Annotated in this window: 9 protein-coding genes; 7 read left to right on the forward strand and 2 right to left on the reverse strand. The window is 63.4% G+C overall.

The window, feature by feature from the left end:
- Positions 1–202: 202 nt before the first annotated feature.
- From AB7245_RS04480 to AB7245_RS04505, 6 genes are all read left to right on the forward strand, one after another.
- The gene (locus tag AB7245_RS04480; protein ID WP_085398851.1) at positions 203–1,078 is read left to right on the forward strand and encodes a branched-chain amino acid ABC transporter permease; all 876 of its coding nucleotides are present in this window, start codon (positions 203–205) and stop codon (positions 1,076–1,078) included.
- Between the two features lie 5 nt (positions 1,079–1,083).
- Positions 1,084–2,235 carry a branched-chain amino acid ABC transporter permease gene (locus AB7245_RS04485; RefSeq protein WP_085398852.1) on the forward strand — a complete coding sequence of 384 codons (1,152 nt, stop codon included), beginning with the start codon at positions 1,084–1,086 and terminating at the stop codon, positions 2,233–2,235.
- Positions 2,232–2,990, forward strand: coding sequence for an ABC transporter ATP-binding protein (locus AB7245_RS04490; protein WP_085398853.1), 759 nt, complete (start codon positions 2,232–2,234; stop codon positions 2,988–2,990). The genes AB7245_RS04485 and AB7245_RS04490 overlap by 4 nt, the downstream gene beginning before the upstream one ends.
- Positions 2,991–2,993: 3 nt before the next feature.
- Positions 2,994–3,782: an ABC transporter ATP-binding protein gene (locus AB7245_RS04495; protein WP_085398854.1), complete on the forward strand. Its 789-nt coding sequence runs from the start codon at positions 2,994–2,996 to the stop codon at positions 3,780–3,782.
- A 118-nt stretch (positions 3,783–3,900) separates the two neighbouring features.
- Positions 3,901–5,739: an AMP-dependent synthetase/ligase gene (locus AB7245_RS04500; RefSeq protein ID WP_085398865.1), complete on the forward strand. Its 1,839-nt coding sequence runs from the start codon at positions 3,901–3,903 to the stop codon at positions 5,737–5,739.
- Between the two features lie 81 nt (positions 5,740–5,820).
- Complete coding sequence (locus AB7245_RS04505) at positions 5,821–7,020, forward strand: ABC transporter substrate-binding protein (RefSeq protein WP_085398855.1); 1,200 nt, start codon at positions 5,821–5,823, stop codon at positions 7,018–7,020.
- A 200-nt stretch (positions 7,021–7,220) separates the two neighbouring features.
- Here AB7245_RS04505 and AB7245_RS04510 read toward each other — a convergent pair whose 3' ends face one another.
- Entirely contained in the window at positions 7,221–8,345 is a 1,125-nt protein-coding gene (locus AB7245_RS04510; protein WP_085398856.1) for a lysozyme inhibitor LprI family protein, read from the reverse strand.
- Between the two features lie 504 nt (positions 8,346–8,849).
- On the opposite strand from AB7245_RS04510, the gene AB7245_RS04515 reads away from it, so the two are divergent.
- On the forward strand, positions 8,850–9,773 hold the full coding sequence (locus tag AB7245_RS04515) for a helix-turn-helix domain-containing protein (RefSeq protein ID WP_085398857.1): 924 nt from the start codon (positions 8,850–8,852) through the stop codon (positions 9,771–9,773).
- 12 nt (positions 9,774–9,785) lie between these two features.
- On the opposite strand, the gene AB7245_RS04520 is transcribed toward AB7245_RS04515, so the two are convergent.
- Positions 9,786–10,517 (reverse strand): transglutaminase-like cysteine peptidase, encoded by a 732-nt coding sequence (locus AB7245_RS04520; protein WP_085398858.1) that lies wholly within the window; start codon positions 10,515–10,517, stop codon positions 9,786–9,788.
- Positions 10,518–10,949 lie beyond the last annotated feature (432 nt).

Raw genomic sequence — 10,949 nt, forward strand, 5'->3', positions numbered from 1 at the left:
GTGAATCTACGGCCCACAAATTCCGCCATCCGGTTGCTACTAATGGCAAGTCACCGTTTGTTGACAGCGCTGGACGGTTCAGGCTGAATTGGCGTCGGGACAAATGGCGCTAACGCGGCGAAACGACCGCGTAGCGACTGGACACAAGATGCAGCAAGGCGGTCGCGAAGAGCCGCCGGTTGTATCGGGAGGAAGCGCGGCGATGCTGGATTTCGTTCAGCAGCTGGTCAGCGGTGTTGCGCTCGGCTGCGTCTACGGCCTGATCGCGCTCGGCTTCGTGCTCGTCTACAAGGCCACCGAGGTCGTCAATTTCGCCCAGGGCGATTTGATGATGCTGGGCGGCTTCTTCGCCTTCACCTTCATCGGCATGATGGGACTGAACTACTGGATCGGCTTTGCCGGTGCGGTGGCTGCCATGGCGTTGTTCGGCATGCTGGCAGAGCGCGTGGTGGTGCGGCCGATCCTCGGCTATCCGCAATTCTCCATCATCATGGCCACCATCGGCCTCGGCTATTTCTTGCGCTCGGTCGCCGGGATGATCTGGGGCACCGACGATCTGAAGATCGAGACGCCGTTCAGCCATGGCGTGCTGCGCGTCGGCTCGCTGGTGCTGGCCTATGACAAGCTCTCGGTGATCGCCGCGACGATGATCCTGTGCGCGCTGCTCTGGCTGTTCTTCAACAGGACCACGCTCGGCACCGCGATGCGCGCCAGTTCCGAGAATATGCTGGCGGCCTATTACATGGGCATCCCGGTCAAGCGCGTAGTGTCGGTGGTCTGGGCGATCAGCGCGGCGGTCGCGACCTGCGCCGGCGTGCTGCTGGCGCCGATCACGTTCATCCATTCCAATGTCGGCCTCGTGCTCGGCCTCAAGGCGTTTCCCGCCGCAGTCCTCGGCGGCTTCGGCTCGATCCCCGGCGCGGTCGTCGGCGGCGTGCTGATCGGCGTGATCGAGAGCATGGCCGGCTTCTATCTGGCGGAGGGCTGGAAGGACGTCGCGCCCTATCTCGTGCTGCTCGCCGTGCTCTTGCTCAAGCCTGAAGGCCTGTTCGGCCTTCACGTCCGCAAGAAGGTCTGAACGCCATGCGCTTCCTGTTCAAGACCGACTATGAGGACGACATCAAGCTGTTCCCGCATTCGGGCTACGTCGTCTCCTACGGCATCCTGCTCGCGCTGCTGCTGATCGCGCCCTATGTGCTCTCCAGCTATCTGATGAGCCAGCTCGTCTTCGTCTGCATCTACGCGACGGTCGGTGTCGGCCTTCTGATCCTGACCGGTTTTACCGGGCAAGCCTCGCTGGGCCACGCCGCGTTCCTCGCGATCGGCGCTTACACGGCGGCATACTTGCAGAAATACAACGTGCCGTTCCCGGTCTATTTCCTCGCCGCCGGTGCCCTGACCGGGTTGATCGGCGCGATGGTCGGCTTTCCCGCCCTGCGCCTGACCGGCATCTACCTCGTCATCGCCACCATCTCCTTTGCCCTGATCGTCGAGGAGATCCTGGCGCGCTGGGAGAGCGTCACCAACGGCAACGAGGGCATGCGGGTCAAGACATTGTCGCTGCTCGGCGTCACCGTCCCGCGCGACAGCCCGACCTTCTATTTCCTCTGCCTGGCCGTGCTGGTGTTGACCATCGTCGGCACGCTCAATCTGCTGCGCTCGCCGACAGGGCGCGCGTTCGTCGCGATCCGCGACAGCGAGACCGCGGCGCGCAGCATGGGCGTCAACGTCGCGCTGTACAAGGTGAAGTCCTTTGCGATCTCGGCGGCGATCACCGGCTTTGCCGGCGTGCTGTTCGCGCACAAGCTCTCCTTCATCTCGCCGGAGATGTTCACGCTCCAGCTCTCGATCGAGTTCATCATCGTGATCCTGATCGGCGGCACCTTCAGCCTGCACGGCGCGGTGCTGGGCGCGATCTTCATCGTGATGATCGACCCGTTCCTGACCTATCTGAAGGACGACTTGCCCGGCATCATCGCCGGCATTGCCGCGACGTTCGGGGCGGGCGCGGCGACTGCGGGCAATATCCAGTCGAAAGTCGCGGCCTTCGCCTCGCTCAACGGGCTGAAGGGCGCGATCTACGGCATCATCATCGTGCTGTTCGTGCTGTTCGAGCCGCTCGGGCTCTACGGCCGCTGGCTCAAGATCAAGCTCTTCTTCCAGCTGTTCCCGCTCTACAAGCGCGCGACCTTCAAGCGGCAGAAGATCTACGTGAAGTCGGAGCGCAACCGATGAGCTATTTTCGCGCGGAGAACCTGTCGCTGCATTTCGGAGGGCTGAAGGCGGTCGATGCGGTATCCTTCGCGGTCGAGAAGGGCGAGATCCTCTCGATCATCGGGCCGAACGGTGCCGGCAAGAGCTCGATCTTCAACCTGATCTCGCGGATCTACCGGCCGACCACGGGCCGCATCTTCTTCGAAGACCAGGACATCACGGAGCAGCCGCCCTACGACATCGCCAGGCTCGGCATCGCGCGAACCTTCCAGAACATCGAGCTGTTCGAGAACGCGACCGTGCTCGCCAACCTCCTGGTCGGCCGCCACCGTCACTCGACCACCCAGCTCTGGCAGGAGCTGCTGTTCCTGCCGAGCGTGCGGGCGAACGAGAAGGTGCATCGCCGCAGGGTCGAGCAGGTGATCGAGTTCCTCGATCTCGAACCCTATCGCGACAAGCTGATCTCCGGCCTGCCCTACGGCGTGCGCAAGGTGATCGAGCTGGCGCGCGCACTTTGCTCGGAGCCGAAACTGATCCTGCTCGACGAGCCGTCCTCCGGACTGAATGTCGAGGAGACCGGCGACATGTCTTTCTGGATCCGCGACATGAAGAACGAGCTCGGCGTCACCGTGCTGATGGTCGAACACGACATGTCGCTGGTCAACCGCGTCTCCGATCGCGTCATCGCGCTGAACTATGGCCGCGTGCTGGCGATGGGCTCGCCTGCCGAGGTGCAGCAGCATCCCGATGTCGTCGCCGCGTATCTGGGAGCCTGACGCATGGATGCCGCCGTCACGCCCGACATCATCCTGAAGCTCTCCAACATCGAGAGCTATTACGGGCCGATCATGGCGATCCGCGGCATCTCGCTGGAGGTGCCGCGCGGCCGCATCGTCACCCTGCTCGGCGCCAACGGCGCCGGCAAGACGACGGTGCTGAAGACGATCTCGGGCATTCTGGATCCGCAGAAGGGCACGATCGAATTCATGGGCAAGTCGATCCAGCGTATGGAGGCGGACCGGATCGTGCGGCTGGGTCTCAGCCATGTGCCGGAGGGGCGCGAGGTGTTCCCGTTCCTCTCGGTGCGTGAGAACCTGATGATGGGGGCGTATCCGCGCCGGGATCGTGATGGCGTCGCGGAGGATCTGGAGCGCGTCTACGGCTATTTCCCGCGTCTGAAGGAGCGCATCAACCAGCCGGCCGGCCAGCTTTCCGGCGGCGAGCAGCAGATGCTCGCGATCGGGCGTGCGCTGATGAACCGGCCGACCTTGCTGCTGCTCGACGAGCCCTCGCTCGGCCTGTCGCCGCTGCTGATGAAGGAGATTTTCACCATCATCCGCCGCGTCAACGAGGAGCAGGGCATGTCGATCCTGCTGGTCGAGCAGAACGCCAAGGTGGCGCTGGAGACGGCGCATTACGGCTACGTGCTCGAGATCGGCCGCGTCGTGATGAATGACACCTGCGACCGCTTGATGCATTCCCAGGACATCCAGGAATTCTACCTCGGCGCCAAGGAGGCGGGCGCGCGAGGCGAGCGCCGCTGGAAAAAGAAGAAGACCTGGCGCTGAAGATTTGGCGCCGAAGACTTGGCGCTAGGGGAAGGCGTTAAATGGATTGGCCCATCCGCAACGACAGACCGCCGGCAAGGCAGGCAGCGGAGGGGAGAGCGACAAGGAGGAGACGCGCATGGCCCGACCGGCGGTGCTGACGGTCGCTGATACGATCGCGAAGAGCTTCTTGCGCGCCGCCGAGACGCGGGGCGACAGGCCGGCTATTCGCGAGAAGAAATTCGGCATCTGGCAGCCGACCAGCTGGCGCGAGTGGCTGGAGATCTCGAAGGAGATCGCCTACGCGCTTCGCGCCTCCGGCTTTCTGCCCGGCGACGTCGCCTCCGTCATCGCCAATGCCGTGCCGGAATGGGTTCATGCCGACATGGGGATTTTGTGCGCCGGCGGTGTTTCCTCTGGAATCTATCCGACCGATGCATCCTCCCAGGTCGAATACCTGGTCAACGATTCCCGGACCAAGGTGATCTTCGCCGAGGACGAGGAGCAACTCGACAAGGTGCTCGCCTGCCGCGCGCGCTGTCCGTCCCTGCAAAAGGTCATCGTGTTCGACATGGAGGGCCTCAGCGGCTTCTTCGACGACATGGTGATGTCGCTCGACGAGTTCCGTGCGCTCGGCCGCAACCACATGGTCGGCCGCGAGGCGCTGTGGCAGGAGATGATCGACAGCCGCAGCGCGGACGACCTTGTCATCCTCGTCTACACCTCGGGCACCACCGGTCCGCCCAAGGGCGCGATGCACGCGAACCGCAGCGTGACGCACCAGATGCGGCATGCCAACGATTTCATCTCGGCGCGGGAGGACGAAGACCGGCTGATCTTCCTTCCGCTCTGCCACGTCGCCGAGCGGGTCGCCGGCTACTACATCTCGGTCGCACTCGGCTCGGTGATGAATTTCGCCGAGAGCCCGGAGACGGTGCCGGACAATCTGCGCGAGGTGCAGCCGACCGTCTTCTTTGCGGTGCCTCGCATCTGGGAGAAGTTCTATTCCTCCGTCACGATCGCGCTGAAGGACGCGACGCCGCTCCAGCAATGGGTCTATCGCCGCGCCATCAAGGTCGGCTATCGCATGGTCGATTGCCGGATCGAGGGCAGGGCGCCCCCGCTCTCGCTGCGCATCGCCAACGGCATCGCCTACCGGCTCGCGTTCCGCAACATCCGCCGCATGATGGGGCTCGACCGCTGCCGCATCGCGTTCACCGGCGCTGCGCCGATCGCACCAGAGCTGATCCGCTGGTATCTCGCGCTCGGCATCGACATGCACGAGGTCTATGGCCAGACCGAGAACTGCGGCGTCGCGACTATGATGCCGGCGGAACGCATCAAGTTCGGCTCGGTCGGCACTGCCGTGTCCTGGGGCGAGGTCGCGCTGTCGCCCGATGGCGAGATCCTGATCAAGGGCGACTTCCTGTTCATGGGCTATCTGAATCAGCCCGAGAAGACCGCCGAGACCATCGACCATCGCGGCTGGCTGCACACCGGCGACGTCGGCACCATCGATAACGAAGGCTTTGTCCGCGTCACCGACCGGATGAAGGACATCATCATCACCTCCGGCGGAAAGAACGTCACGCCGTCCGAGATCGAGAACCAGCTCAAATTCTCGCCCTACATCTCGGATGCCGTGGTGATCGGCGACAAGCGGCCTTATCTCACCTGCCTCGTGATGATCGACCAGGAGAATGTCGAGAAATTCGCCCAGGACCACGACATCCCCTTCACCAATTATGCGAGCCTGTGCCGCGCGGCGGAGATCCAGGACCTGATCTGGCGCGAGATCGAAGGCGTCAACGGCAATTTCGCCCGCGTCGAGACCATCAAGAGATTTTACCTGATCGAGCGCCAGCTGACCCCGGAGGACGAGGAGCTGACGCCGACCATGAAGCTGAAGCGCGGCTTCGTGAACAAGCGTTACGCTGCCGAGATCGAGGCGATGTATCGCCAGCGCGCGGTGGCGTGACGAGCCTGCCAGTTCGAGAAAGCGAAGGAGCTGTGGCCCCCGCCCTTCGCACCATACGGGCCCAAAGGAGAGGAGACGTCAATGTCGAAATCGTTCAGCACGCTCGGCCTTGCTGTGAGCGCCGTGGTGCTCACCTGTCTGCCGGCCGCGGCGCAAACCAAGGTCACCAACGATGGCATCTCGGCATCCGAGATCGTCATCGGCACCCATCAGGACCTGTCGGGGCCGATCAAGGGCTGGGGCGTCCCGGTCTCCAACGGCATGAAGATGGCGGTCGAGGAGATCAACGCGGCCGGCGGTGTCCAGGGCCGCAAGATCAAGCTGGTTGTCGAGGACTCGGGCTACGATCCGAAGAAAGCGGTGCTGGCTTCGCAAAAGCTGATCGAGCGCGACAAGATTTTCGCGATGGTGGGACCAATGGGATCGCCGACCGTGCTCGCTGCGCAGGATATCCTGCTCGACGCCGGCGTGCTTCAGCTCTTCCCGCTGACGGCGGCCGAGTTCACCTTCAAGTTCGATCCGGCCAAGCCGCAGGAGCGGCTGAAGTTCAACAACCTCCTGCCCTATGTCGAGAGCACACGCGCAGCGCTCAAATACATGATAGAGGCAAAGAATTTCAAGAAGCCGTGCATCCTGCATCAGGACGACGAGTACGGCAAAAACGTGCTCGACGGCTTCAACCAGCAGCTCACCGCCATGAAGCTGCAGCCGGCCTCGATCACGAGCTACAAGCGCGGCGCCTCCGATTTCAGCGCGCAGGTCGCCAAGATGAAGTCCGACGGTTGCGACCTCGTCGTGCTCGGCGCGGTCCTCCGTGAGCCGATCGGCACGATGGGTGAAGCGAAGAAGCTCGGATGGGACGTCACCTTCCTCGGCGCCACGCCCGTTAACGTGCTCGAAGTGCCGGCGCTCGGCAAGGAAGTGGTGGAAGGCTTGTATTCCGCCTCGAACTTCGAAATTCCCTACGAAGACACCGCGAAGGGAAAGGTGAAGGACTGGCTCGTCAATTACAAGAAGATGTTCAACGCCGACGCCAACACCCAGGCGATCATCGGCTACAATGCGGTGATGACGTTCGCGCATTATGCCAACAAGGCCGGCAAGGATCTCACTGGCCAGAAGATGCTCGACGCGCTGGAGTCCGGCGACAAGTTCCAGGATATCTTTAATTCGCCGCCGACGGTGTTCTCGAAGACCAACCATCTCGCCACCACCGTCACCCAGGTGCAGCAGGTGAAGAACGGCCGCTGGGTGCTGGTGAAGGACAATCTGATGTTTTGATGGCTTCGCTCTTGCGGCGCTGACGGTGCACCCTCTCCCCTTGCGGGAGAGGGTGGCTTCGCGTGAGCGAAGCCGGGTGAGGGGTCTCTATCCTCATGAATGGTCGTGCGAGTGGAGAGAACCCCTCATCCGGCGCGCACGATGTGCGCGCCACCTTCTCCCACAAGGGGAGAAGGAAGAAAGCACGCCACGGGGAGAACCTACGATCCCCCACCCGCCGTGCCCGAATTCACCGGCGCGAGCTCGTCTTCCCGGCAGCGCCAGCCGTCGGCGGCTTTGACGAAGGCGAAGGTCCGCTGGATTCTCAGGCGGCGCGTGACGTTGAAGGCTTCGCCGGATCGCTCCTTGCTGCCGAGGCCGGGCTGCGGACGGCCCGTCCTGGGGTCCCAGCAGGTGCCGGTGCAGGTGGAAGCGACCTTGCTGCACATGGTGAAGGGCGCCAGCACGACCATCTCGATCTCGCCCGTGACCTGCGCCTCCTGGTCGGTCACCTGGCTGTCGAGCGCGTAGACGCGGTTGATGCGGAGGAAATTGCCGCACGAATTGGCGGCGTGAATCCGTGCGGCGCAGAAATCGACGGCGTCGGTGTCGGGCGAGCGCGCCGCGACCTGCCGGCCGAACACTTTCTTCGGATCGCCCTTGGCGGCGGCGATCTCCTCGGTCTTGCGCTTCAGATGCTCGGCGAGACAATCTTCCGCGGACGAAAGCTCGGCAAGCGGCACGTTCTCCTTGCCGACGAGATTGCACTTGCGATCGCGCTCTCTCGTCCATCGGCCGTATTCGGCGAAGGCAAAGCGGGCCGCGGTCGGGTCCAGCCTGCCGATCAGGCCCAGTACCTGGCTGTTGAGCTCGGTTTCGGCGAGCGCCAGCGACGGGTCCGCGCAGATCAGCGCGCCCGCGGCCGTGTTGGCCGCGAGACAATCGAAATCCGGATCACGCACTATTGCGGCGCGCTCTTCGGTGACCTTGAGAAGGCACGCCTTCACGCGGTCGAAATCGTCGGCGCGGATCGCGGTCTGGCCAACGATGCCGCAGCCGAGGTTGCGCTGTCGGATCCAGATCGCATTCTCCTCGATCGCGGGGAGGCGATCGGGCAGGCGGGCGAGCCGCGCCTCGATCGCCGTGCCGAGCTTCTCGGCGGCGGCGGCCAGCTCGGCGTCACCGCAGAACAATTGATTGCCGGGATCGCGGATCTGCTGGCAGTTGTTTCGGGCAAATAGCGGCAGCCTGTCGGCGATGGAGCGGTCAGACGGGCCCGATTGCGCGGAGCCTGGTGCCGCCGGCAATACCAGCAGCGCAAGCACAGACAGCAAGATGAACCGCATTCCAGACGCCCCCGCAAAGGCGCCATGCTAGCGCCCCGGATCGCGCGGCGAAACGGCTTTGTGGCGTGACGGTTTACGCGAGACCCGTAGCCCGGATGGAGCCAACGGGTCGGCGCAAAGCGCCGCCCGATGACAGGCTCCGCGTAATCCGGGGCCGGTGCTAGTGGTTAGGGTGCGTACTCATAAAGTCGGTTGCTGCGAGTCGGCCACCTGATGTCTGCTTCTCCCCCAACGGCGGCGCGGGAGCGGACATCGCGGCACTTCGCCTTCGGGCCAAAAGCGGAAGAACACAAACCAGCTGGTCATTGGCCGAGCTGCCGCGGAACCTGCGAAACCTTGCCCTGCGGCACCATGGTCCCGCACTATCCGAGAATGCAGGTCGATCTGAACGCGCGTTTCGTCTAAACTTGCAGCAGGGTCACTTTGGGAAGAGACCCCAGATCCGTATTCCTGAGAACGCCTCGAACGCTCAAACCAGACCCTCTCAACGGCGAGAACAGGTCCATGAGCAAACCTCGCTTGCGAGATATTTCGCAGAATCCAGACACTTCCCAGTTGCCGATCGGCGAGTGTCCCGATGCGGAAATGACGCGCGTACTCAAGACGAAGCCCGTTCACATGGCGTCATCATCCTGCGGCGCGATCACACTTTGGAAGCATGATCCCCTCCACGACGTCGTCAAGCCCATGGACGATCACGTCATCATGACGTTCCCCGCCGGGTCGGTGCGGTTCGAGCGCCGTAACGGGAAAGCATTTGTGAATGGAATGACGCGTCCCGGGACCGTGACAGTCATTCCGGCCGGTTCGAGCTCACGATGGGACATTTACCAGCCTCTGAATGTCGTTCAGCTCTACCTGCCGCACGCAACGCTCCAGCGCGTTGCCCACGAAGCCGACGTGGCCGCTCCTGGTGATCTCGTGGAGCGAACGGTCCATCCCGACCCCGTTACATCCCGATTGCTCCTGAGTGCTGCGGATGTGCTGGAAGGCAGCGCGGCCTTGGATGCCCTGTTCAGGCATCAGATGACTGATCTTCTGGCGACGCGCCTGCTGGTTGCCCACGCAGGTTCGCCTGTAACGGTCCAGCCGGTCACCGGCGGGTTGTCGCCCAAGGTGCTGTGTCGCGCCATCGAACGCTTGCGTTCGGACAGCAATGCGGACGTCTCGCTCGCGGCGCTGGCATCCGATGCCGGCCTTTCGCGCTTCCATTTCTGCCGCGCCTTCAAGGGAAGCACCGGGCTGTCGCCGTATGCCTGGCTACGCCAGCACCAGCTCGAGCAGGCCATGAACATGCTGCGCGACACCGACGACTCGATCGTGTCGATCGCAGCCGCGCTTGGTTATTCCTCGCAGACCGCCTTCGCTGCGGCATTCAGGAAGCTGACCGGCGAGACCCCGAGCGGTTGGCGGCGACGCACGCGGTGAACATCTTCTTCGTCAGTGCGCCTCGGGCGCGGCCATCGACAACCGCACGGGTTCGTCGACATATTTCATCACGGCGGACTGGTAGAGCACGAACAGCGGCTGGTAGGTCTGGGCCGCGTCGTCCTCGACCATCGCCATGCGGCGGTTGTCGAGCATCAGCCAGTGGCCGTCGAGCCTTGCTGCGGCGACCGCATGCTCTTCGCCGGCCCTGACGTCACGCACCACGACGATGCGGAGGTCCTCATTGGCAACGCCGGCGAGCCGCAGCGCGGCCAGCTTGGCGATGGCATAGTCTTCGCAATCGCCAGCGCCCCGCGCAAAGGTCGCGAGCGGCGAGCTCCAGACGTCGTCGGCGCCGTCATTGGCGGCCCGGATGGCAAGATTGATGGCGCGATTGGTCTCGCCCAGCTTCGCGCGGCCGTCGCGGCTGCGGGCCTGGTCGACGATGGCGATCAGTTTGAGCGCCGCGGGCGACGCGCAATTGTCCCGGTCGCCGTCGCACAGCGCGAGCTGCACCATGTCGTCGTCGAGCTTCTGCTTCAGCGCGAACCATTTCTGCTGGAGGCTGCCGGAGGAGATAGCGAAGGCGAACACGCCGAACGGCTCGGCGGATTTGCGCACGAGGACGCCGGCCCCAGGCGACAGCAGCGTGCCGGCGCGGAGCTCGGCGGCCGATCCAAGCAGGATCAATCCGCACAGCACAATGACAGCGCGCCAAGCGCGCGAGCGAGCAGCGGTCTCCATCTGACATCCCCTTCCAGCTTCGCCAGGTCCCCCTCGACCTGGTCGTGCCGGGCTTTGTTGCTTTCGCGGAGATAGTGCGAGACGGGCCGTTTTGTTCTGCTTAATGCGCCCGGCAGGGCTCCCAAAACCGTGGGACAGGCTGAAACGGGCCTGTGCAAATTGCGTAAAATTTTACGATTCGCCGGCTAGGAGGGCTCCGTCGCCGCGAAATGGAACCAATTGCGGGCTGAAGCTGCGGGAGGGCTGATTCTACCGCTTATGGCTAACAGCCCGCTATTTCACGGGTTCTGTTAGTTGGGTCACAGATTCTGCCCCGTATTTGCCGCAGGATGCTGCGGGGAACTACGAACAAAAGATGACACAAGTATCCGTCGTTCGATATGGGCGACTGGTTACTTTGGATGACTGGGAATGCGTGAAAATAAGCCGAAA

Source organism: Bradyrhizobium sp. 604_D8_N2_3 (assembly GCF_051810765.1).
In the GTDB taxonomy this organism is placed as follows: Bacteria; Pseudomonadota; Alphaproteobacteria; order Rhizobiales; family Xanthobacteraceae; genus Bradyrhizobium; species Bradyrhizobium barranii.

Excerpts from the sequence above, each read along its gene's own strand:
- AB7245_RS04480 (WP_085398851.1), top strand. The coding sequence starts at position 203 with ATGCTGGATTTCGTTCAGCAGCTGGTCAGCGGTGTTGCGCTCGGCTGC.
- AB7245_RS04485 (WP_085398852.1), top strand. The coding sequence starts at position 1,084 with ATGCGCTTCCTGTTCAAGACCGACTATGAGGACGACATCAAGCTGTTC.
- AB7245_RS04490 (WP_085398853.1), top strand. The coding sequence starts at position 2,232 with ATGAGCTATTTTCGCGCGGAGAACCTGTCGCTGCATTTCGGAGGGCTG.
- AB7245_RS04495 (WP_085398854.1), top strand. The coding sequence starts at position 2,994 with ATGGATGCCGCCGTCACGCCCGACATCATCCTGAAGCTCTCCAACATC.
- AB7245_RS04500 (WP_085398865.1), top strand. The coding sequence starts at position 3,901 with ATGGCCCGACCGGCGGTGCTGACGGTCGCTGATACGATCGCGAAGAGC.
- AB7245_RS04505 (WP_085398855.1), top strand. The coding sequence starts at position 5,821 with ATGTCGAAATCGTTCAGCACGCTCGGCCTTGCTGTGAGCGCCGTGGTG.
- AB7245_RS04510 (WP_085398856.1), bottom strand. The coding sequence starts at position 8,345 with ATGCGGTTCATCTTGCTGTCTGTGCTTGCGCTGCTGGTATTGCCGGCG.
- AB7245_RS04515 (WP_085398857.1), top strand. The coding sequence starts at position 8,850 with ATGAGCAAACCTCGCTTGCGAGATATTTCGCAGAATCCAGACACTTCC.
- AB7245_RS04520 (WP_085398858.1), bottom strand. The coding sequence starts at position 10,517 with ATGGAGACCGCTGCTCGCTCGCGCGCTTGGCGCGCTGTCATTGTGCTG.